General features: G+C 66.2%; 16 protein-coding genes. 14 read left to right on the forward strand and 2 right to left on the reverse strand.

Going from position 1 to position 22,053, the window contains the following annotated elements; genetic code table 11:
• Positions 1–17: 17 nt before the first annotated feature.
• Positions 18–1,685: a DNA repair protein RecN gene (gene recN, locus DT603_RS00605; protein ID WP_162347916.1), complete on the reverse strand. Its 1,668-nt coding sequence runs from the start codon at positions 1,683–1,685 to the stop codon at positions 18–20.
• Between the two features lie 95 nt (positions 1,686–1,780).
• Here recN and hrcA point away from each other — a divergent pair, with 95 nt between their 5' ends.
• From hrcA to recJ, 13 genes are all read left to right on the forward strand, one after another.
• The gene (hrcA, locus tag DT603_RS00610) at positions 1,781–2,824 is read left to right on the forward strand and encodes a heat-inducible transcriptional repressor HrcA (protein ID WP_162347917.1); all 1,044 of its coding nucleotides are present in this window, start codon (positions 1,781–1,783) and stop codon (positions 2,822–2,824) included.
• 88 nt (positions 2,825–2,912) lie between these two features.
• Positions 2,913–3,443 (forward strand): nucleotide exchange factor GrpE, encoded by a 531-nt coding sequence (gene grpE, locus DT603_RS00615; RefSeq protein WP_162347918.1) that lies wholly within the window; start codon positions 2,913–2,915, stop codon positions 3,441–3,443.
• Positions 3,444–3,541: 98 nt separating this feature from the next.
• Positions 3,542–5,461: a molecular chaperone DnaK gene (gene dnaK, locus DT603_RS00620; RefSeq protein ID WP_162347919.1), complete on the forward strand. Its 1,920-nt coding sequence runs from the start codon at positions 3,542–3,544 to the stop codon at positions 5,459–5,461.
• Positions 5,462–5,560: 99 nt separating this feature from the next.
• The gene (dnaJ, locus tag DT603_RS00625; RefSeq protein WP_162347920.1) at positions 5,561–6,688 is read left to right on the forward strand and encodes a molecular chaperone DnaJ; all 1,128 of its coding nucleotides are present in this window, start codon (positions 5,561–5,563) and stop codon (positions 6,686–6,688) included.
• 33 nt (positions 6,689–6,721) lie between these two features.
• The gene (locus DT603_RS00630; RefSeq protein WP_162347921.1) at positions 6,722–7,594 is read left to right on the forward strand and encodes an alpha/beta fold hydrolase; all 873 of its coding nucleotides are present in this window, start codon (positions 6,722–6,724) and stop codon (positions 7,592–7,594) included.
• A 414-nt stretch (positions 7,595–8,008) separates the two neighbouring features.
• Positions 8,009–9,217: an aminotransferase-like domain-containing protein gene (locus DT603_RS00635; protein WP_162347922.1), complete on the forward strand. Its 1,209-nt coding sequence runs from the start codon at positions 8,009–8,011 to the stop codon at positions 9,215–9,217.
• A 187-nt stretch (positions 9,218–9,404) separates the two neighbouring features.
• Entirely contained in the window at positions 9,405–10,118 is a 714-nt protein-coding gene (gene dapB, locus DT603_RS00640) for a 4-hydroxy-tetrahydrodipicolinate reductase (protein WP_162347923.1), read from the forward strand.
• Positions 10,119–10,278: 160 nt separating this feature from the next.
• Positions 10,279–11,397 carry a glutamine-hydrolyzing carbamoyl-phosphate synthase small subunit gene (carA, locus tag DT603_RS00645; protein WP_162347924.1) on the forward strand — a complete coding sequence of 373 codons (1,119 nt, stop codon included), beginning with the start codon at positions 10,279–10,281 and terminating at the stop codon, positions 11,395–11,397.
• 54 nt (positions 11,398–11,451) lie between these two features.
• Positions 11,452–13,359 carry an alpha/beta hydrolase family protein gene (locus DT603_RS00650; RefSeq protein WP_162347925.1) on the forward strand — a complete coding sequence of 636 codons (1,908 nt, stop codon included), beginning with the start codon at positions 11,452–11,454 and terminating at the stop codon, positions 13,357–13,359.
• A 19-nt stretch (positions 13,360–13,378) separates the two neighbouring features.
• Positions 13,379–16,621 carry a carbamoyl-phosphate synthase large subunit gene (gene carB / locus DT603_RS00655; RefSeq protein ID WP_162347926.1) on the forward strand — a complete coding sequence of 1,081 codons (3,243 nt, stop codon included), beginning with the start codon at positions 13,379–13,381 and terminating at the stop codon, positions 16,619–16,621.
• Between the two features lie 37 nt (positions 16,622–16,658).
• Positions 16,659–17,135 (forward strand): transcription elongation factor GreA, encoded by a 477-nt coding sequence (greA, locus tag DT603_RS00660; RefSeq protein ID WP_162347927.1) that lies wholly within the window; start codon positions 16,659–16,661, stop codon positions 17,133–17,135.
• Between the two features lie 12 nt (positions 17,136–17,147).
• Positions 17,148–18,074 carry a phosphoglycerate mutase gene (locus tag DT603_RS00665; protein WP_162347928.1) on the forward strand — a complete coding sequence of 309 codons (927 nt, stop codon included), beginning with the start codon at positions 17,148–17,150 and terminating at the stop codon, positions 18,072–18,074.
• Positions 18,071–19,792, forward strand: a complete 1,722-nt coding sequence (gene recJ / locus DT603_RS00670; RefSeq protein WP_162347929.1) for a single-stranded-DNA-specific exonuclease RecJ — start codon at positions 18,071–18,073, stop codon at positions 19,790–19,792. The genes DT603_RS00665 and recJ overlap by 4 nt, the downstream gene beginning before the upstream one ends.
• Here recJ and DT603_RS00675 read toward each other — a convergent pair.
• Positions 19,767–20,993: an acyltransferase family protein gene (locus DT603_RS00675; RefSeq protein ID WP_162347930.1), complete on the reverse strand. Its 1,227-nt coding sequence runs from the start codon at positions 20,991–20,993 to the stop codon at positions 19,767–19,769. The two genes, recJ and DT603_RS00675, sit on opposite strands and share 26 nt — an antisense overlap.
• Before the next feature lie 151 nt (positions 20,994–21,144).
• Between DT603_RS00675 and DT603_RS00680 the strand changes: the two genes are divergently transcribed.
• A complete protein-coding gene (locus tag DT603_RS00680) occupies positions 21,145–22,023 on the forward strand; it encodes a LytR/AlgR family response regulator transcription factor (protein ID WP_162347931.1) in 879 nt (292 codons plus the stop codon).
• Positions 22,024–22,053: the final 30 nt, after the last annotated feature.

Consider the following 22,053-nt stretch of genomic DNA (forward strand, 5'->3'; position numbering starts at 1 on the left):
CCGCCCGCGCCTGCGGATCAAGTGACGTCGCTGAGCAGGCGCTTGGCTGCCGCGCGCGCTTCCTTGCTGACTTCCACGCCACCCAGCATCCGGGCCAGTTCTTCCTCGCGTTGGCTGGCCTGCAGCAATTCCACCGAGCTCTGGGTCATGCCTTCGACCGGCGCCTTGCTGACCCGGTAATGCGCGTGGCCCTGCGCCGCGACTTGCGGCAGATGGGTCACGCACAGCACCTGGCATTTCTCGCCCAGGGCGCGCAACTTCTGGCCGACGATGTCGGAGACCGCACCGCCGATGCCGGAGTCAACCTCGTCGAAGACCATGGTCGGCACCGCATCCAGTCCCAGTGCGGCCACTTCAATGGCCAGCGAGATGCGGGAAAGTTCGCCACCCGACGCCACCTTGCGCAGCGCGCGGGGCGGTTGGCCTGCGTTGGCCGAGACCAGGAATTCCACCCGTTCGCTGCCCAGGGGGTCGGGGCGTTCGGCCTCGTTCGGCTCGATGGCGATTTCAAAGCGGCCGCCACCCATGCCCAGTTCGGCAATCAGCGCGGTGGTCGCGCGGGCCAGCTGGGTGCCGGCCTTCTGCCGGGTTTTTGCAAGTGCGGCGGCCGCCTCGCGCCACGCGCTGCTGGCCGTGGCGATTTCGTTGTTGAGGCCAAGCAATCGTTCGCCTGCACCGCGCAGGCTGTCCAGCTCGATGGCGATGACATCGCGACGCGCTTCCAGTTGCTCGGGCGCGATGCGGTGCTTGCGTGCCAGGTCGTGGATGCGGGTCAGCTTGCGCTCCAGTTCCATGAACTGGGCCGGATCGGCATCCAGGTCATCGCGCACGCGGTCCAGCACCACCAGGGCCTCGTCGAGCTGGATGTTGGCGCTGTCCAGCAGGGCGTCGACCTCGCGCAACCGGGGTTCGTGCTGGGCCATGCGTGCCAGTTCACTGCGGGTCTGCTGCAACTGGCGCAGGGCCGACGGCGCTTCCTCGCCGGCCAGGCGGGAGAAGGCGGCATTGCATGCGTCGATCAGGCCCGAGGCGTTGGCCTGGCGCCGGTGGCTGGCCGACAGCGCTTCGATGGCGGTCGCCGCCAGCTCCTCGCGCTCCAGTTCCTTGAACTGGTGCTCCAGGTAATTGATGCGGTCGGACACGTCGCCTTGCGCCGACAGCGCGTCGCGCTCCTGCAGCAGCGCGTTCCAGACGCCCGCGGCTTCGCGCACCGCACGGCGCTGGGCCTCGTTGCGCGCATAGGCATCGAGCAGGCCAAGCTGGCTGGGACGCGAAAGCAGCGCCTGGTGCTCATGCTGGCCGTGGATCTCGACCAGCAGCCCGGACAGCTCGGCCAACTGGGCCAGGGTCACGCTGCGGCCGTTGATGAAGGCGCGCGAACCGCCATCGGCGCGGATGACCCGGCGCAACTGGCATTCAAGGCCGTCATCAAGCTCGTGCTCGCGCAGCCAGGCCTGCGCCGCGGAGGAATCACCCAGGCCGAATTCGGCGGACAGTTCGGCGCGCTCGGCGCCGTGGCGTACCACGCCGCTGTCGGCGCGCAGACCGGAGAGAAAGCCCAGCGCGTCGACCAGCAAGGACTTGCCGGCGCCGGTTTCGCCGGAAATCACGGTCATGCCCGGGCCGAATTCAAGCTCGGCGGTGCTGACGACGGCGAAATCCTTGAGGGCGAGGTGTCTGAGCATGGCCCGGCATTGTAGTGGCATGCGGCGCATGGGCTGAGACGCCAGTTTCGATTTGCGCGCTTGCATTGGCTTGCCGCTGGGGCTATCTATCCCGCATGTCGTTCCAGCCCAATTCCCTAGATCCGCGCTCCCGCCACCTGCTGCGCACGCTGATCTCCCGCTACATCCGCGATGGCGAGCCGGTAGGGTCGCAGACCCTGGCCCGGCACGCCGGCCTGGATGTCAGCGCGGCCACCATCCGCAACATCCTGGGCGACCTGGAGGAAGCCGGGCTGCTGGCCTCGCCGCATACCTCGGCCGGGCGCGTGCCCACCGCCCAGGGCTACCGGATGTTCGTCGACAGCCTGGTGCAGATGCAGCCACTGGGCGAGGGCGAGGTGGCGCGGCTGCGCGCTGAACTGCCGGCCGGATCCGGTACCCAGGCCCTGCTGGGCAATGCCTCCGAACTGCTGTCGGCCATGACCCATTTCGTGGGCGTGGTCGGCGCGCCCAAGCGCGAGCAGTTCGCTTTCCGGCACATCGATTTCGTGCCGCTGGACGGGCGCCGGGTCCTGGCCATCCTGGTATTCGCCGACAACGACGTGCAGAACCGGGTCATCGAACCGCGCCGCGCCTATGACCCGTCCGAACTCGAGCGCGTCGCCAATTACCTCAACTCCCATTTCGCCGGCCGCCCACTGGTGGATATCCGCGCCACCCTGCTGCGTGAGCTGCGCAACGCGCAGTCCGAAATGGAAGGACTGCTGGCCCATACGGTGGAGCTGGCCGAACACGCCTTCGTCCCGGCCGACGACGACATGGTGCTGACCGGGCAGACCCGCCTGATCGGCGTGCAGGACCTGTCGGACCTGGATCGCCTGCGCGAACTGTTCGAGACCTTCGCCCGCAAGCGCGAAATCCTGCAGTTGCTGGAACGCACCCTGCAGGCCCCGGGCGTGCGCATCTTCATTGGCGAAGAAACCGGCCTGGCGCCACTGGACGGGGTCTCGGTGGTCACTGCGCCCTATCTGGCCGGCGGCAAGGTGCTGGGCGTGCTGGGGGTGATCGGGCCCACGCGCATGGCCTATGAACGGGTCATTCCGGTCGTCCAGGCGGCCGCCGACGCGCTGGGTGCGGCCATGGATCGGCCGGAAGCCTGACCGCTCCGCCTTGAATCCCGCCGGGCCGGGCCCCATAGGTTGGGCTGACGCTGCCCGCCACCGGGGCGGCCCCGCCACGGAAGTCCTCATGACCCAGATCCAGAACGAATCCAATCCCGCCGCCGAACTCGATCCGGCCGAAGCCGATGACAAGCTGCAGGACCAGCTGGCCAACCAGGTCGAGCACCTGCGCGCCGAGCTGGAACAGACCCGCGCCGATGTGCTGCGCGAACGTGCCGACCTGGAAAACCAGCGCAAGCGCGTCAGCCGCGACCTGGAGCAGCTGCGCAAGTTCGCCAATGAGCGCCTGCTCGGCGACCTGTTGCCGGTATTCGACAGCTTGGATGCCGGCCTGGCGGCGGCGGGCGACGAACCCAGTCCGTTGCGCGATGGCCTTGAGCTGACCTTCCGGCAGTTGCTGAAGGTAGCGGCCGACAACGGCCTGAGCATGGTCGATCCGGTCGGCGAGACCTTCAACCCGCAGTTCCACCAGGCCATCAGCCATGTGGAATCGCCCGGCGCGGCGCCGGACAGCGTGGTCCAGGTGTTCCAGAAGGGCTACGTGCTCAATGACCGCCTGTTGCGGCCGGCGCTGGTCGTGGTCGCCAAGCACGAATGATTTTCCGGGCTTTCCCTTGAAGGGGAAGGCTTGAACCCCACATTCCAACCATCACCGGCGCGTCGCCGGCCAAAGACACACCTTAGGGAGCAAGCAACATGGGCAAGATCATCGGCATCGACCTCGGTACGACCAACTCGTGCGTGGCGATCATGGATGGCGGCAAGGCGCGCGTCATCGAGAATTCGGAAGGCGACCGCACCACGCCCTCCATCGTCGCCTACACCAAGGACGGCGAAGTGCTGGTCGGGGCCTCGGCCAAGCGCCAGGCGGTCACCAATCCCAAGAACACCTTCTACGCGGTGAAGCGCCTGATCGGCCGCAAGTTCACCGACGCCGAAGTGCAGAAGGACATCGGCCTGGTCTCCTACGGCATCGCCGCGCATGACAACGGCGACGCCTGGGTCACCACCGCCGACGGCAAGAAGCTGTCGGCGCAGGAAATCTCCGCGCGCATCCTCGAGAAGATGAAGAAGACCGCCGAAGCCTTCCTCGGCGAGACCGTCACCGAAGCGGTGATCACCGTGCCGGCCTACTTCAACGACAGCCAGCGCCAGGCCACCAAGGACGCCGGCAAGATCGCCGGCCTGGACGTCAAGCGCATCATCAACGAACCCACCGCGGCCGCGCTGGCCTACGGCCTGGACAAGGACGGCGGCGACCGCAAGATCGTGGTCTATGACCTGGGCGGCGGCACCTTCGACGTGTCCATCATCGAGATCGCCAACGTCGATGGCGAGAAGCAGTTCGAGGTGCTGGCCACCAACGGCGACACCTTCCTGGGCGGCGAAGACTTCGACAAGCGCGTCATCGACTACCTGGTGGAAGAGTTCCAGAAGGACCAGGGCATCGACCTGCGCAAGGATCCTTTGGCCCTGCAGCGCCTGAAGGATGCCGCCGAGCGCGCCAAGATCGAGCTGTCGTCCTCGCAGCAGACCGAAGTCAACCTGCCGTACGTGACCGCCGATGCCTCCGGACCGAAGCACCTCAACATCAAGCTGACCCGGGCCAAGCTCGAGGCGCTGGTGGAAGACCTGGTCAAGAAGACCATCGAGCCGTGCCGCATCGCCATGAACGACGCCGGCATCCGCACCAGCGACATCGGTGAAGTGATCCTGGTCGGCGGCCAGACCCGCATGCCCAAGGTGCAGGCGGCGGTGACAGAGTTCTTCGGCAAGGAGCCGCGCAAGGACGTCAACCCCGACGAGGCCGTGGCACTGGGCGCCGCGATCCAGGGCGGCGTGCTGGGCGGCGACGTCAAGGACGTGCTGCTGCTGGACGTGACCCCGCTGAGCCTGGGCATCGAGACCCTGGGTGGCGTGTTCACCAAGATCATCGAGAAGAACACCACCATCCCGACCAAGGCATCGCAGACCTTCAGCACCGCCGAGGACAACCAGTCCGCCGTGACCGTGCACGTGCTGCAGGGCGAGCGCGAGCAGGCCCGCTTCAACAAGTCGATGGCCCGCTTCGACCTGTCGGGCATCGAGCCGGCGCCGCGCGGCCTGCCGCAGGTGGAGGTGTCCTTCGACATCGACGCCAACGGCATCATCCACGTCAGTGCCAAGGACAAGAAGACCAACAAGGAACAGAAGGTCGAGATCAAGTCCGGTTCGGGCCTGTCCGAAGCCGAGATCCAGCAGATGGTGGCCGACGCCGAAGCCCATCGCGAGGAGGACAAGAAGTTCCACGAGCTGGTGCAGGCGCGCAACCAGGCCGACGGCCTGATCCACGCCACCCGCAACGCCATCACCGAGCATGGCAGCAAGGTCGACGGCAGCGTCATCGGCACCGTGGAATCGGCCCTGGCCGACCTGGAAACGGCGATGAAGGGCGACGACAAGGGCCAGATCGAAGCCAAGACCAAGAACCTGGAAGAAGCCGGCCAGTCGCTGTACGCGGCCGCCGCCGCCGCTTCGCAGGGCGGCGACGCCGGTGCGGCGCCGCAGTCCGGTACCGCCGAGGACGTGGTGGATGCCGAGTTCACCGAGGTCAAAGAAGAAGACGGGAAGAAGTGACCGGGAAACGATCGTGATCCCGTGACACCGATGGAGCGGGGCACCTGCCTCGCTCCATCTTGTTTTCCGATCCACTGAACCCTGGTCCTGATTTCCGACATGAGCAAGCGCGACTACTACGAAATTCTGGGCGTGGCCCGCAACGCCAGCGAGGAAGAGCTGAAGAAGGCTTACCGGCGCTGTGCGATGAAGCACCACCCCGACCGCAATCCGGGCGACGCGGCTGCGGAAGCGGCGTTCAAGGAATGCAAGCAGGCCTATGAAGTGCTGTCCGATGGCGGCAAGCGCCGCATGTACGACCAGCATGGCCACGCCGCTTTTGAGCACGGCATGGGCGGTGGCGGGCCGGGCCCCAACCCGGCGGACATGGGCGACATCTTCGGCGACATCTTCGGCAACATCTTCGGAGGGGGCGGTGGCGCCCGTGGCGCGCGTCGTGGCGCCGACGTGGGCTACGTGATGGAGCTTGACCTGGAAGAAGCCGTGGCCGGCGTCGAGAAGCGCATCGAGATCCCGACCCTGGCCGCTTGCGAACCCTGCCACGGTTCGGGTTCGGAAGACGGCAAGACCGAAACCTGCACCACCTGCGGCGGACGCGGCCAGGTGCGCATGCAGCGCGGCATCTTTGCCATGCAGCAGGCTTGCCCGCATTGCGAAGGACGCGGGCGGATCATCCGCAACCCCTGCAACACCTGCCATGGCGCCGGCCGCGTGGAGGAAGAGAAAGTCCTGTCGGTGAAGATCCCGGCCGGCGTCGACAACGGCGACCGCATCCGCCTGGCGGGCGAGGGCGAGGCGGGCCCCACCGGCACGCCGCCCGGCGACCTGTACGTGGAAGTGCGCGTGCGCGAGCACGACATCTTCCAGCGCGATGGCGACGACCTGCATTGCGAAGTGCCGATCCGCATTTCCCAGGCCGCGCTTGGCGATACGGTGCGGGTGCCGACGCTTGATGGCGAAGCCGAGATCCGCATTCCCGCCGAAACCCAGACCGGCAAGCTGTTCCGCCTGCGTGGCAAGGGCGTGAAGTCGGTGCGCAGCCGCAGCCATGGCGACCTGTTCTGCCGGGTGGCGGTGGAAACCCCGGTCAACCTGACTCCCGAACAGCGCGAGCTGATGGAGCGGTTCGAGGCGACCTTCACCGGCGAGGACGCGCGCCGGCATTCGCCGAAGTCGGCGACCTTCCTGGACGGGGTGAAGTCGTTCTGGGACCGGATGACCTCGTAAGTCCCGGCCTGGCGCGCGTGCGATACTCGCTGCATGCATAAAGGCGAGATCACGGCCAACGGCTTGCGGTTCGCGTACCTGGAGCAGGGGCAGGGTCCCCTGGTCCTGCTGCTGCACGGGTTTCCCGACAACGCCCATACCTGGGAGCGGCAACTGCCGATGCTGGCCGATGCCGGATATCGCGTGGTGGCGCCATTCCTGCGCGGCTATCCACCGACGGAAATCCCGCATGGCGGGTATTTCGACCTGGCCACCCTGGCCACGGACATCAAGTGCCTGATCGAAGTGCTTAACGACGGCAAGCCGTGTTTCCTGGTCGGCCAGGACTGGGGCGCGGCGATCTCCTATGCAGTGCTGGCGGCCTATCCCGAAAGCTTGCGCCGAGCCGTCATCCTGGCCGTGCCGCATCCGCTGGAAGTGCGTCGCACCCTGCGCAGATCGCCCCGACACATCCTGCGCTCCTTCCACTGGTTCCTGTTCCAGCTGCCATGGCTGCCTGAAGTGCTGTGCAAGGCGAATGACTTCGCCTTCATCGAGTTCCTGTGGAAGCTGTGGTCGCCGGCCTACGACGATCGCGAGCACGTGGCGCAGGTCAAGCGGATGCTCGCGCAACCCGGCGCCATGGAAGCCACGCTGGCCTACTACCGCGCAATGATGAACCCGGCCAGGGCCGACCCGTCGCTCGCCGCCATCACGGCACGGTTGGGCGATCCGATCGCCACGCCCACCCGCGTGCTGTGCGGATCACACGACATGCGCAGGGAAATGCTCGGCAGGCAGCAGGATCTGTTCAGCGGTCCGTATGAGTGGGGCGTGGTCGAGGGCGCCGGCCACTTCCTGCACCGCGAGCGTCCGGAGGAAGTGGGCGCTTCGATACTCGAGTGGCTGGGGAAGGCCGGAGCCTGATCACCGGCCATGGCCGTCACCAGGCCGGCACCACAACACCTGCTGGTTGTTCCGGCCAGCCTTGCAATCGGGCGATTGTGCGGCGCCGGCACCAGTGGCCTTTACCCAGCTACGTAGGGCGGGTCTTGACCCGCCATTGCCATCTCCCCGCTTGCGATGGCAATTGGATGCAGCCCATGGGTCGCCATGCCCTTAAACGCGGATCGCGGCCGGGCGTTACCTGCGTCGGGCGTCGTCGACGCTCGCGGGACGGTAATGGCGGGTCAAGACCCGCCCTGCGCGGGGATGACGACCGCCGAGGGCGGCTTGTCGCAGGTGCGACGCACTTCGCGAAGCCTGGAAATCAGGGGCGCGAACAAGGGCCGCTCAGCCCCTTGGCGTGATAGCCCGGGCAGGAGCCGTTAAACTGCGGGCATGACAAACCCAATCCAGATATCCAAGCGCGCCCAGGGCCTGACCAGCTCGGCAATCCGTGAAATTCTGAAAGTGACCGAACGCCCCGAAGTGATTTCCTTCGCCGGCGGACTGCCTTCCCCCGATACCTTCCCCATCGAGCGCATGCGCTGGGCCTGCACCAAGGTGCTGGACGAGGCCCCGCAGGCCGCGCTGCAGTACGGCCCCACCGAGGGTTACACGCCGCTGCGCGAGTGGGTGGCGGCACGCTTGAGCAAGAACGGCGTCACCATCCGCCCCAGCCAGGTGCTGATCACCACCGGCTCGCAGCAGGGCCTGGACCTGCTGGGCAAGGTCCTGATCGACGAAGGCAGCAAGGTGCTGGTGGAAACACCCAGCTACCTGGGCGCGCTGCAGGCGTTCTCGCTGTTCCAGCCGGCGTTCTCGGCCATGGAAACCGACGAGCAGGGCATCGTCACCGACGCATTGACTCCCGAACAGCTGGCCGGCGCGCGTTTCATGTACTGCCTGCCCAACTTCCAGAACCCGACCGGCCGGCGCATGCCGCTGGAGCGTCGCAAGGCGCTGCTGGAAAAGGCCATTGCCGCCGGCGTGCCGGTGGTCGAGGACGACCCCTACGGCGAGCTCTGCTACAGCGGCGACATCCTGCCCAGCCTGCTGTCGATGGCGCCGGAGCACGTGATCTACATGGGCTCGTTCTCCAAGGTGCTGGCCCCGGGCCTGCGCCTGGGCTTCGTGGTGGCGCCGGAGGAACTGCACGGCAAGCTCGTACAGGCCAAGCAGGCCGCCGACCTGCATACGCCCTCGTTCTCGCAGCGCATCGTCTATGAAGCGGTGCAGGACGGTTTCCTGGACGCGCACATCCCGACCATCCGCACCCTGTATGCGCACCAGTGCCAGCTGATGCTGGCGGCGCTGGACAAATACTTCCCCAACGAAGCGCGCTGGAACCAGCCCGAAGGCGGCATGTTCATCTGGGTCGACCTGCCCGAGGGCGTCGACAGCAGCAAGCTGCTGGCCAAGGCCATCCAGGAGAACGTGGCGTTCGTGCCGGGCGCGCCGTTCTACGCGACCAACCCCAAGCCCAACACGCTGCGACTCTCGTTCGTCACCGTGCCCGCCGACAAGATCGAGGCCGGCGTGAAGATCCTCGGCAAGCTGCTGAAGGCCGAGATCGCCGCTACGCGCGAAGGCCTGGCCACCGCCTGAGGCAGGCCAGGAACGAGGCCGGGAAGCCCGGGCGGCTCGCCCGGGTCGTCCGCCGGGCAGTCGCAAGGGGCTCCGGGTCCTGATCGCATGGCTCGGAGCGTTGCCCTCAAGGCTCCTGAGCCCCGGGCGCAAGGCAGATGAGCCCCGGTTGCTCTGCACATCGGCCTGCGGACGTTATCCTGAAGCCATGACCGCACCCATCCGACTTCTCATCCATGGCGCTTCCGGTCGCATGGGCCAGGCCTTGCTGCGGCTGTGCAACGAATCCGGCAATTGCCAGGTCGTCGCGGCGGTGACCCGCAAATCCCCGCCCCAGCGCGTGGTTGATGGCGTGCCTTTCTTCGCCGCCAGCGAACTGTCCGGCGTGCCGGCATTCGACGTGGCCATCGACTTCAGCCTGCCCGAAGGCTTCGACCCGGTGCTGGCGCTGTGCGTGGCCCGCCGCGCGGCCCTGGTCTCGGGCACTACCGGCCTGTCCGAGGCCCAGCGTGGCGAGCTGGCTTCGGCGGCCAGCGTGATCCCGGTCCTGTGGGCCTCCAACTTCAGCCTGGGCGTGGCCGTGCTGAACGAATTGGTCGAGCGCGCCGCTGTGGCCCTGAAGGGCTGGGACGTGGACGTGGTGGAGGCGCACCACGCGCAGAAGAAGGACGCACCTTCGGGCACCGCGCTGACCCTGGGCGAAGCCGCCGCCGCGGCCGGCGCCCACGTCAGCTATGCCAGCCTGCGCGCCGGCGACATCATCGGCGAGCACACCGTCCAGTTCAGCGGGCCGGGAGAGCGCATCGAGCTGGTCCATCGGGCCGGCAGCCGCGACATCTTTGCCCGCGGCGCCCTTCACGCGGCCTCGCGCATCGCCGGCAAACCGCCGGCGGCCTACCGGGTGCGGGATTTGCTGGACTGAGGCCGGCAGCGGGCAGAAACGGCTGGCGCAGCGGGGCACTCCTCCGTACAATTCCCGCTCGCCTGTTACCCACCGCCACGGACCGGAGAAATACCGAGTTCGCGGTTTCTTGCAGCCGCAAGTTGGAGGGGCAGGGTTCCTCCACCCCAAGGCGAACCCAGTGACGCAACCCGCAATCCTCGTACTCGAAGACGGAACAGTGTTCGAGGGCGAATCCGTAGGCGCGGCCGGCCTGTCCGCCGGCGAAGTGGTGTTCAACACCGCCATGACGGGCTACCAGGAAGTCCTGACCGATCCTTCGTACGCGCGCCAGCTGGTCACCCTGACCTATCCCCATGTCGGCAACACCGGCTGCACCGCCCAGGACGACGAAGCACGCCAGGTGTGGTCGGCCGGACTGATCGTGCGCGACGTGCCGCGCCGCCCCAGCAACTGGCGCAACCAGCAGGCGCTGCCCGAGTGGCTGGCCCAGCGTGGCGTGGTTGCCATCGCCGGCATCGATACCCGCAAGCTGACCCGCATCCTGCGTGACCGCGGTGCCCAGAACGGCGCGCTGATGGCCGGCGCGATCGATGTCGAAAAAGCCCTCGAGACCGCGCGCAAGTTTCCCGGCCTGAAGGGCATGGACCTGGCCAAGGTGGTTTCCACCCCGAACAGCTATCCGTGGACCGAAGGACAGCTGGACCTGGACACGGGCAACCCGGTCAACGCGGCGCCCCGTTTCAAGGTCGTGGCCTACGATTTCGGGGTCAAGCTCAACATCCTGCGCATGCTGGCCGAGCGCGGCTGCGAGGTGACCGTGGTCCCGGCGCAGACCCCGGCTGCCAAGGTCCTGGCGCTGAAGCCGGACGGCGTGTTCCTGTCCAACGGACCGGGTGATCCTGAGCCGTGCGACTACGCCATCAGCGCAATCCGCGAATTCGTGGACAAGAAGATCCCGACCTTCGGCATCTGTCTCGGACACCAGCTGCTCGCGCTGGCCGCGGGCGCCCGGACGTTGAAGATGAGCCATGGCCACCACGGCGCCAACCATCCGGTCCAGGACCTCGACTCGGGCCGGGTGATGATCACCTCGCAGAACCACGGTTTCGCGGTCGACGAAGCCAGCCTGCCGGCGAACGTGCGCGTGACCCATCGCTCGCTGTTCGACGGCACCAACCAGGGCATCGAACTGACTGACGCGCCGGCGTTCTCGTTCCAGGGCCATCCGGAAGCATCGCCGGGCCCGCGCGACGTGGCGCCGCTGTTCGACCGTTTCGTAAAAATGATGAAATCTTGACTCGCGGGCGCTTGTCCCGGGTTTTCTTGTTGCAAAGATGAAAGGGGAGTTTTGATGAGGATCACGAGCATTGGTTTTGCGCTGCTACTGGCTTTTCTATCGGGCACCGCCATGGCGCGGGAAATTCCAATCGACGATTTCTTCAGGGATTCGGAGTTCACCAGCGTCAGGCTTTCGCCAGACGGCAAGCATTTGGCGGTAATAGTGCCGCAGGCTGATCGCACCGTTCTGGCTGTTCTGGATACCTCGAACCGCAAGGTCGTGGGCAAGTGGGATTACGGCCAGGACCGGCATTTCTCCGAAGTTGTTTGGGCGAACAACAAGCGATTGCTGTTCTGGGTCGGGATCAAGACCGGCAGCTTAGATTTCAAGGTCGCCAAGGGCGACCTTTACTCCTCGAACCTTGATGGCAGCGGCCGCATCGATATTCCGAACGGCGCCTTCTACAGCATCGTCGACCTGACGCCCGAGGACCCTGACACCATTCTTGTGGAACGATCGCTTGGCTCTGCGTTCCTCTTCAAGCTCAACGTCAACAATGGCCGCACTACCACGGTCGCAAGCGCACCGGTGGACGGTGGCGGCTTCCTCGTTGACCACGATGGAAACGCGCGTTACGCCTACGGCGAAATGGAAGACGGGCGTGAAGTAACTTACCGTCGCGATGGCGAGAAGTGGAAATTGGTGCATGAAGTGCCGCGCAGCGGCGCCGTGTACCGGCCCTTGGGCTTTGCCGCCGACAACCAGCATGTCTATGTTTCCAAGGGGGATGAAGGCAAGCCCGAGGCACTGATGCTGATCGATCCGGAAACCAACACCGAGAGGCAGCTTTCAAGCGACGGCATCGTCGATCCAAGCGGCTACCTGTGGAGCAGCGACGACAAAACCTTGCTTGCAGTGCGCTACGACGAAGGTATCCCCTATTGGGATTTCGTTGCCCCCGAACATCCCGAGGCCAAGGTCTATGCGGGCGTGATCAAGGCCTTCCCAGGCAAGGCCGTCCTGTTCGGCGGCATCACCGATGATGGCGGCCGTTTCGCTTTCCGCGTCTATTCGGACACCGATCCGGGCGAGGTGTACCTGTTCGACATCGCAGGTGGAAAAGCCACCTACATGCTGTCGTCACGTGAGTGGATCAAGCCGGCAGAGATGTCCAAGATGAAGCCGGTAGAGGTTACTGCTCGCGACGGCAAGAAAATCTACGGTTACTTGACGATCCCGACAGCGAGCAATGGTCGTAATCTTCCGCTGATCATCAACCCGCACGGCGGCCCGCATGGCGTGCGTGATGACTGGGGTTTCAACCCGGAAGTGCAACTGCTTGCAAACCGTGGCTACGCCGTTCTGCAGATGAACTACCGCGGCTCTGGCGGATATGGAAACGCCTTCATCAGCGCCGGCTACCGCAACTGGGGTACGTCCATGCAGGACGACCTGACCGATTCGGTGAAGTCACTCGTCAGCCAGGGCATCGTCGACGGCAACCGGGTCTGCATCTACGGGGCTTCCTATGGTGGATATGCTGCCTTGATGAGCGTCGTGCGCGAGCCCGACCTGTACAAGTGCACCGTGGGCTACGTGGGCGTCTATTCACTGCCGATGATGTTCGCCAAGGGCGACATCCAGGAACGAAAGAGCGGGCGCAACTTCCAGAAGGATGTACTGCCGCAGGGCAATGCCGCGCTGGAAGCCAACAGCCCGGCGTACAACGTGGCCAAGATCCATACCCCGATCATGCTGGTCCACGGCGCAAAGGATCAGCGCGTGCCGATCCAGCAGATGCACTTCCTGATTGGCGAGCTGAAGAAGGCGGGCAAGCAGCCGGAGGTAATGGTTGTGGAGGAAAAGGAAGCCCATGGATTCCGCGACCTAAAGAACAACGTGAACCTGTACACCAAGATGCTGGCGTTCTTCGACAAATATATTGGCCCGAAAGCCGCCCCCGCATCCGCGACCCAGTAAACCAATAAAGCGATTTCCCATGCCCAAGCGCACTGACCTGAAAACCATCCTGATCATCGGTGCCGGCCCCATCGTCATCGGCCAGGCCTGCGAGTTCGATTATTCGGGCGCGCAGGCCTGCAAGGCCCTGCGCGACGAGGGTTACCGGGTGGTGCTGGTCAACAGCAATCCCGCCACGATCATGACCGACCCGGAAATGGCGGATGCGGTCTACATCGAGCCGATCACCTGGCAGATGGTCGAGAAGATCATCGACAAGGAACGGCCCGATGCGTTGCTGCCGACCATGGGCGGGCAGACCGCCCTGAACTGCGCACTGGACCTGGCCGACAACGGGGTGCTGGAGAAGTACGGCGTCGAGCTGATCGGCGCCAAGCGCGAGGCGATCATGATGGCCGAGGACCGCGAGCTGTTCCGCGTGGCCATGGGCGAGATCGGCCTGGAATGCCCGAAGGCCGAAGTGGCGCGTTCGCTGGAACAGGCGCTGGATATCCAGACCCGCGTCGGCTATCCCACCATCATCCGCCCCAGCTTCACCCTGGGCGGCAGCGGCGGCGGCATCGCCTACAACCGCGAGGAGCTCGTCGACATCGTCACCCGCGGCCTGGAACTGTCGCCGACCAGTGAAGTGCTGGTGGAAGAGTCGGTGCTGGGCTGGAAGGAATTCGAGATGGAAGTGGTCCGCGACACCGCGGACAACTGCATCATCGTCTGCTCGATCGAGAACCTCGACCCGATGGGCGTGCACACCGGCGATTCGATCACCGTGGCGCCGGCGCAGACCCTGACCGACAAGGAATACCAGCGCCTGCGCGATGCCTCCATCGCGGTGCTGCGCAAGATCGGCGTGGACACCGGCGGATCCAACGTGCAGTTCGGCATCAATGCGCAGACCGGCCGGGTGGTGGTGATCGAGATGAACCCGCGCGTGTCGCGCTCGTCGGCGTTGGCATCGAAGGCCACTGGCTTCCCGATCGCCAAGGTGGCGGCCAAGCTGGCGGTCGGCTACACCCTGGACGAGTTGCGCAACGAGATCACGGGCGGTTTGACCCCGGCCTCGTTCGAGCCGGCGATCGACTACGTGGTGACCAAGATCCCGCGTTTCGCCTTCGAGAAGTTCCCGGCCGCCGACGCGCGCCTGACCACCCAGATGAAATCGGTGGGCGAGGTGATGGCCATGGGCCGCACCTTCCAGGAATCGCTGCAGAAGGCGCTGCGTGGGCTGGAAACCGGCAAGGTCGGCCTGGACCCCACCGGGCTGAACCTGCATGACGCAGACGACCTGACCATCCTGCGCCGCGAGATGAAGGAACCCGGCCCGGAACGCCTGTTCTACGTGGCCGATGCCTTCCGCGCCGGCATGAGCGTGGAGGACGTGCATGCGCTGTCGTTCATCGATCCCTGGTTCCTTGACCAGATCGAGGAGCTGATCGCCGAAGAGAAGCAGGTCGCCGCCGAAGGCCTGCGCGCACTGGATGCCGCGCGCCTGCGCAAGCTCAAGCGCGCCGGTTTCTCCGATGCACGCCTGGCCCAGCTGGCCTCCACCGACGAAGGCGCAGTGCGTGCGCTGCGCAACCTGCACAAGGTCAAGCCGGTGTACAAGCGTGTGGACTCGTGCGCGGCAGAATTCTCCACCAGCACCGCCTACCTCTACTCGACCTACGAGGACGAGTGCGAAGCCGAGCCCACGGGTCGCGACAAGATCATGATCCTGGGCGGCGGGCCGAACCGTATCGGCCAGGGCATCGAGTTCGACTACTGCTGCGTGCACGCCGCGCTGGCGCTGCGCGAGGATGGTTTCGAGACCATCATGGTCAACTGCAACCCGGAAACGGTCTCCACCGACTACGACACCTCCGACCGCCTGTACTTCGAGCCGCTGACGCTGGAGGACGTGCTGGAGATCGTCGAGCTGGAGAAGCCCAAGGGCGTGATCGTGCAGTACGGCGGCCAGACCCCGCTGAAGCTGGCGCAGGCGCTGGAAGCCAATGGCGTGCCGGTGATCGGCACCTCACCGGACTCCATCGATCTGGCCGAGGATCGCGAGCGCTTCCAGCAACTGGTCGACAAGCTGGGGCTGAAGCAGCCGCCCAACCGCATTGCCCGCAACGACCAGGAGGCGCTGGTGCTGGCGCGCGAGATCGGCTACCCGCTGGTGGTGCGCCCGTCCTATGTGCTGGGCGGCCGCGCCATGGAAATCGTGTACGGCGAATCCGACCTGGCGCGCTACGTGCGCGACGCGGTCAAGGTCTCCAATGATTCGCCGGTGCTGCTGGACCGCTTCCTCGACAACGCCGTGGAAGTGGACGTGGACATCATTGCCGACAACACCGGCGCGGTGCTGGTCGGCGGCGTCATGGAACACATCGAGGAAGCCGGCGTGCATTCCGGCGACTCGTCGTGTTCGCTGCCGCCGTACTCGCTGTCCGCGAAAACCCAGGCCGAACTGCGCAGGCAGGTGGTCGAACTGGCCAAGGCGCTCAACGTGGTCGGCCTGATGAACACCCAGTTCGCCATCCAGACCAGCGACGAGGGCGACGACACCATCTACCTGCTGGAAGTGAACCCGCGCGCCTCGCGCACGGTGCCGTTCGTGTCCAAGGCCACCGGCATGCCGCTGGCCAAGATCGCGGCGCGTTGCATGGCCGGCAAGTCGCTGGCCGAGCAGGGCGCGCTCAAGGAGATCGTGCCGCACTACTACTCGGTCAAGGAAGCCATCTTCCCATTCGCCAAGTTCCAGGGTGTAGACCCGATCCTCGGCCCGGAGATGCGTTCCACCGGCGAGGTGATGGGCGTGGGCCGCAACTTCGGCGCCGCCTTCGCCCGCGCCCAGGAAGCCGGCGGCATCAAGGCGCCGCCCGTGGGCAAGGTGTTCCTGTCGGTGCGCGACCCGGACAAGTCACGCGTATTGCCGGTGGCCAGGGACCTGATCGAGCGCGGCTACACGCTGGTGGCCACCCGCGGCACCTGCGCCTGGCTGCAGCAGAACGGCCATGCCTGCGAACAGATCAACAAGGTGGTGGAAGGCCGGCCGCACATCGTCGACCTGATCAAGAACGGCGAAATCGTGTATATCGTCAACACTACCGAGGGGCGCCAGGCGATCAACGACTCCTTCTCGATCCGGCGCGAGGCCTTGCAGCACCGCGTCACCTATTCCACCACCATTGCCGGCGCCAAGGCGCTGGTGCATTCGCTGGAGTTCCGCGGCACCGGCCCCGTATGGGCGCTGCAGGAACTGCACAAGGAGTTGCAGGCGTGAATACATTTCCCATGAGCATCCACGCGGGCACAACCGCATGAGGGCGCCATTGACCATGAAGGGCGCGCAGCGCCTGCGCGAGGAACTCGACCAGCTGAAATCGGTGAAGCGGCCCGAGGTGATCAATGCGATCGCCGAGGCGCGCGCGCACGGCGATCTCAAGGAAAATGCCGAGTACCACGCCGCGCGCGAACAGCAGAGCTTCATCGAGGGCCGCATCAAGCAGCTCGAGGGCGAGCTGTCGCATGCCGAGGTGATCGACGTGGCCCAGCTCAATGCGGGCACGCGCGTGGTCTTCGGTGCGACGGTGACCCTGGCCGACGTGGAGACCGACGAAGAGAAGAAGTACCAGATCGTCGGCGACCTGGAAGCGGACATCAAGCTGGCCATGATCGCCATTTCCTCGCCGCTGGCGCGCGCGCTGATCGGCAAGAACGAGGGCGATTCGGTGGTCATCGAGGCCCCGGCCGGGCAGCGTGAGTACGAGATCGTCAGCGTCGCGTACGCGGGCTGAGCGCGCGCACTGATGGCGTCGGCCACGCTGCTGCTGCCGCTGCGTTCGCGCTTTGCCGGACAGGCGTTGCCGGCCGGTCTTGCCGGTGCGCTGGCGCGGGCGGACCGGGACACCGGTGATGCCGGTGAGCGGGCGCAACTGCGCCGCCACTTCCAGTTGATCCCGGACCACTGGCCGGTGGCCGCGCTGACCCGGCAACGGGATGCCGGTGATGCCGCCCAATCATCCTGGCTGCGTGTCGACCCGGCCCACGTGGCCCCGGACATGGGAGGGGCCCGCATGCTCTCCCATGGCGAAGCGCTGGCCCTGACCGCCGAAGATGTTGCCCAGTTGCTGCCCGCGCTGCGGCCATTGTTCGGCGATGCCGGATTCACCCTGGACGCACCCCATCCCGCGCGCTGGTACCTGCGACTTCCGCGCGAATCGAAATTGCCGGCGTTCGCCAGCCCCGATGAAGTCCTGGGTGAGGACCTGTTCGCGCACCTGCCAGAAGGCGACCTGGGACGGCGCTGGCGCGCCCTGCTCACCGAGGCCCAGGTGATCCTGCACAACCACCCGTGGAACGCGATGCGCATCTCGCTGGGAAAACCGGCGGTCAACTCGTTGTGGTTCTGGGGCGCGGGCGCGGCGCCGGACTTCGTGCGCACGCACTACCGCCAGGTGAAGGGCAATGACATTTTGCTGCGCTCGCTGGCCGGGGTGGCAGGCGTTGTCGATGGCAGCGGCGAAGCCGAAGAGGTCGATGCACTGGTCGACCTTCGCCACCTGCGTGACCTGGCCGTGCTGGCGCGCGACGCGGTCCAGCCACTGATGGACGCGGTACGCAAGCGCGAACTGCAATCGCTGAGCCTGGACTTCGAGGACGGCGCTATCTTCCACCTGCGTCGCGACCAGCGCTGGCGTTTCTGGCGCAAACCGCTGTCGAAGCTGGACGCATGACCGCCGCACCCAGGATCCGTCGCCGCCAGATGGAAATGGAGGGAACCTGGCCGGAAGGTCTTTCCCCGCTGTTGCGACGCATCTATGCCGGGCGCGGCGCGTCCAGCCTGGAGCAGGCGCAGCCGAAGTTGGCCCAGTTGCTGCCACCGGACAGCCTGGGCGGGCTGGCCGCAGCCACCGATTTGCTGGCCGCGGCCATCGCCACCGACAAGCACATCGTGGTGGTCGGCGATTTCGACTGCGATGGCGCCACCGCCTGCGCGGTGGGCGTGCGCGGCCTGCGCATGCTGGGCGCCACGCGGGTGACGCCGGCGGTTCCCAACCGCATGATCCATGGCTACGGATTGTCGGCGGCGCTGGTGCAGGAACTGGCCGCGCTGCAACCCGACCTGCTGGTGACCGTCGACCACGGCATCGCCTGCCATGCCGGCATCGCGGCGGCCAAGGCATTGGGCTGGCAAGTGCTGGTCACCGACCATCATCTTCCGGGCGAGCAGTTGCCGCCGGCCGATGCCATCGTCAATCCCAACCTGCGCGGCGATGCCTTCCCCAGCAAGATGCTGGCCGGTGTGGGGGTGATGTTCTATGTACTGCTGGCACTGCGCAGGAAACTGCGCGATGCCGGCGTGGTGGCAGGCAACGGGCCCGATCTTTCCGTGCTGCTCGACCTGGTGGCGGTGGGCACGATTGCCGACCTGGTTCCCCTGGACGTCAACAACCGCGCCCTGGTGGGCGCCGGGCTGCGACGCCTGCGTGCGGGACAGGGCTGCGCCGGCTTGCGCGCGCTGATCGAAGTCTCGGGGCGTGACGCCGCGCGGCTGACCGCCGCCGACATAGGTTTTGCCATCGGCCCGCGCCTCAATGCGGCCGGTCGCCTGGAAGACATGGCCATCGGCATCGAATGCCTGCTCAGCGATGATCCGGTCCAAGCCTACGAGCTGGCGCAGGTGTTGAACGGCATCAATGCCGAACGCCGCGGCGTGCAGCAGCAGATGGTCGATGAAGCCGAAGCAGCCCTGGCCAGGGTCGACCAGGGACTGCAGGACGCGCCCATCGCGCTGTGCCTGTACGACGCCGAGTGGCATCCGGGCGTGGTCGGCCTGGTGGCATCGAAGATGAAGGAGAAGCTGCACCGCCCGGTGATCGCCTTCGCCCCGGCCGAGCCCGGCGGCAGCAGCCTGCGCGGCTCGGCGCGCTCCATCCCCGGTTTCCACATCCGCGATGCGCTGGCCAATGTCGACGCCGCCCATCCGGGCTTGATGGGCAAGTTCGGCGGCCACGCCATGGCCGCGGGCCTGAGCCTGGAAGAAAGCGAACTGGCCCGCTTCCAGGCGGCCTTCATCGCGCAGGTCGAAGCGATGATGGACCCGGCCATGCTGCATGCCGAGCTGCTGAGCGACGGCGAACTGTCGTCCGACGAATTCGTTGCGGTGAACGCCGAAGCCCTGCGCAACGGCGGGCCCTGGGGCCAGGGCTATGGCGAACCGCTTTTCGACGGCGTGTTCGAGGTACTGGACTGGCGCGTGGTCGGCGAGCGCCACCTCAAGTACAGCCTGCGCCTCGACGGACGCCGCGAGCCGCTCAACGCCATCCATTTTGGCGGCTGGCATGACCAGCAACCCGGCTCGCGCCTGCGCATGGCCTATCGCATGGTGCCGGACGACTACCGCGGCGGTAACGCCATCCAGCTGATCATCGAGTGCCACGAGCCGGCGTGAGCCGCGTGCCCGGTGTCGCCGAGGCCACCGTGCGGCTCCGGCGTTTCAGTCCGAACAGGGGTCGCAGCAGGTTCGAGCGACGGATCAGCAATTCGTGCAGCAGCAGGCAACCCGCGAATGTGCCAGCCAGCACCAGGACCGGTTCCCATACGGGTCCCAACCGCAACGGGATCAGCAGGAAGGCGATCGGCACGATCAGGCTCTGGTGCAGGATGTAGCACGGGTACACCGCCTCGGTGGCGTACGGCAGCCAGCGGAACGGCCTGTTCAACCACACATGCGACCAGGCAAACACCGCCAGCAGCGCCGTCCATGCGTAGGTGGCGCGCGCGATGCGCTCGACGGTGCCCCATGGAACAGCCTGCAGGAATTCCGGAACGCGACTGGCAGGCAGGTATTTGCCCGCCGCCCGCAACGACAGCTCCACCGTGATGCAGGCCAGCGCGATGGCCAGCGTAGTCCAGCGCAAGCGCTGCAGACGGTCCCAGAATCGGGCGTCGCGAGCCACGGCATAGCCGAGCAGGAACAAGGGGAACGACTCGGCATGCACGTACCAGTCGCCGAACAGCGCATGGGTCTCCGGATAGCGCGGCGCCAGCCACAGCAGGCAGGTCGCCATCAGGACCGCGGGCAGCAGGACCAGCAGCGCGCCAGGCAGGCGGCCGGGCAGGGCCAGCAGCATTTGGCCGGCACGCGTGCGCAGCAGTGGCATCAGCGCCAGCAGCAACATGGTGTAGGTCCACAGGTAGGCCAGGTACCAGAGATGGTTCCAGGTGATGCCGTGTTCCCAGCCCGCGAAGCTGCCTTCAGGCCACGGCCTGACCTGCCAGTAGCGCAGCAGGAACGATCCGAAACCCGGCGCCACCAGGCCGTTGGCCACCCCTTCGCAGTAGGCCTGCACCGGCACCACCGCGAACATGCCGAACAGCAATGGCAGCAGCAGGCGCCAGCAGCGCGACCAGGCGAAACGGCCGGGCGCGGCCTCGGGCCGGAACAGGCCGATCGCCATGCCTGAAATCATGAACAGCAAGGGCATGCGCCAGCGGTTGAGCACGATCATCGGCCACTGCAGCCATTCAGCCTGGTAGCCGCTCTTGATGTGGTAACCCCAGTCGGCCACGTAGACCATGGCAACGTGGTAGAGGATCAGGAGGCTGAAGGCGATGACGCGCAGGGCGTCGATGTCGTGGCGGCGTGGCATGGGCGGTTCCGTTGTCGGCGATGTGCGCATGCTGGGCAGCAAGGGGCTCGCCCGGTACCTGGAGTGACCGCATGAAGCCCGGTGGTGACCAATGGCGGGATGCAGGGACCAAATGCGGTGGCAGGGCGGGGCGTCTGGCTAGAATGCGCGGATGACCAATGCCCCGGCGCCCGCTGCGCCACAGCCAGCCGCCGACCGCTACCTGCCTCTGCGCCGCAGTGTCGAAGTCGGCTACTGGGTGGTTTCGTTCTGCCTGAGCGCCGCGGTCAACACCGCCACCGCGCTCATGGACTACCAGCGCGACGGGCGTCCCATCCAGGCCTGGGAACCCATGGCATGGGAATGGAGCAGCGCGCTGGTTTCCCTGGCCCTGGTGCCGGCCGTGATCTGGTTCACCCGGCGGTATCCGCTGCATTTCGACACCTGGCTGCGCCGGCTTGCGCCCTACCTGGCTGCAAGCGTTGCCTGGTCACTGCTGCACGTGCTGGGAATGGTCGCCCTGCGCAAGCTGGCCTATGCAGCGCAGGGCAGCAGCTACGATTTCGGCGACTGGCCCAGGGAGCTGTTCTACGAATATCTCAAGGACGCACTGACCTTTGCCGGCATGGTGGTGACCATCCACGTCTACCGGATGCTGCTGCGCAGGATGCAGGGTGAAGCCAGCCTGCTGGCGGCGCCGGATGCCGGGCCGCCGGTCGAGCCGGTGGAACGCCCGCAACGTTTCCTGGTCAGGAAGCTCAACCGCGAGTTCCTGGTCGCTACCGACGACATCGAGTGGATGCAGGCATCCGGTAACTACGTGAACCTGCGCGTGAGCGGTCGTGACTACCCGCTGCGCAGCACCATCGCCGCCATGGAGTCCAGGCTGGACCCACTGCGTTTCAAGCGGGTGCAGCGCAGCTATATCGTCAACCTGGACCACATCGCCTCCATCGAGCCGCTGGACAGCGGCGATGCGCGCGTCCACCTGAAAGATGGCGCCACCATCCCCTGCAGCCGCCGTTACCGCGAGGCCCTGAAGCCCGGCTAGGGGCGGCGGCGCGGCGCAGGGAACCACCGT

It is taken from the genome of Pseudoxanthomonas gei (assembly GCF_010119615.1).
Classification (GTDB): Bacteria; Pseudomonadota; Gammaproteobacteria; order Xanthomonadales; family Xanthomonadaceae; genus Pseudoxanthomonas_A; species Pseudoxanthomonas_A gei.

Coding starts and splice junctions, on each gene's coding strand:
- carB (WP_162347926.1), top strand. CDS start 13,379: ATGCCCAAGCGCACTGACCTGAAAACCATCCTGATCATCGGTGCCGGC.
- hrcA (WP_162347917.1), top strand. CDS start 1,781: ATGTCGTTCCAGCCCAATTCCCTAGATCCGCGCTCCCGCCACCTGCTG.
- dnaJ (WP_162347920.1), top strand. CDS start 5,561: ATGAGCAAGCGCGACTACTACGAAATTCTGGGCGTGGCCCGCAACGCC.
- dapB (WP_162347923.1), top strand. CDS start 9,405: ATGACCGCACCCATCCGACTTCTCATCCATGGCGCTTCCGGTCGCATG.
- DT603_RS00675 (WP_162347930.1), bottom strand. CDS start 20,993: ATGCCACGCCGCCACGACATCGACGCCCTGCGCGTCATCGCCTTCAGC.
- DT603_RS00665 (WP_162347928.1), top strand. CDS start 17,148: ATGGCGTCGGCCACGCTGCTGCTGCCGCTGCGTTCGCGCTTTGCCGGA.
- DT603_RS00630 (WP_162347921.1), top strand. CDS start 6,722: ATGCATAAAGGCGAGATCACGGCCAACGGCTTGCGGTTCGCGTACCTG.
- DT603_RS00650 (WP_162347925.1), top strand. CDS start 11,452: ATGAGGATCACGAGCATTGGTTTTGCGCTGCTACTGGCTTTTCTATCG.
- greA (WP_162347927.1), top strand. CDS start 16,659: ATGAGGGCGCCATTGACCATGAAGGGCGCGCAGCGCCTGCGCGAGGAA.
- recJ (WP_162347929.1), top strand. CDS start 18,071: ATGACCGCCGCACCCAGGATCCGTCGCCGCCAGATGGAAATGGAGGGA.
- recN (WP_162347916.1), bottom strand. CDS start 1,685: ATGCTCAGACACCTCGCCCTCAAGGATTTCGCCGTCGTCAGCACCGCC.
- dnaK (WP_162347919.1), top strand. CDS start 3,542: ATGGGCAAGATCATCGGCATCGACCTCGGTACGACCAACTCGTGCGTG.
- DT603_RS00635 (WP_162347922.1), top strand. CDS start 8,009: ATGACAAACCCAATCCAGATATCCAAGCGCGCCCAGGGCCTGACCAGC.
- grpE (WP_162347918.1), top strand. CDS start 2,913: ATGACCCAGATCCAGAACGAATCCAATCCCGCCGCCGAACTCGATCCG.
- DT603_RS00680 (WP_162347931.1), top strand. CDS start 21,145: ATGACCAATGCCCCGGCGCCCGCTGCGCCACAGCCAGCCGCCGACCGC.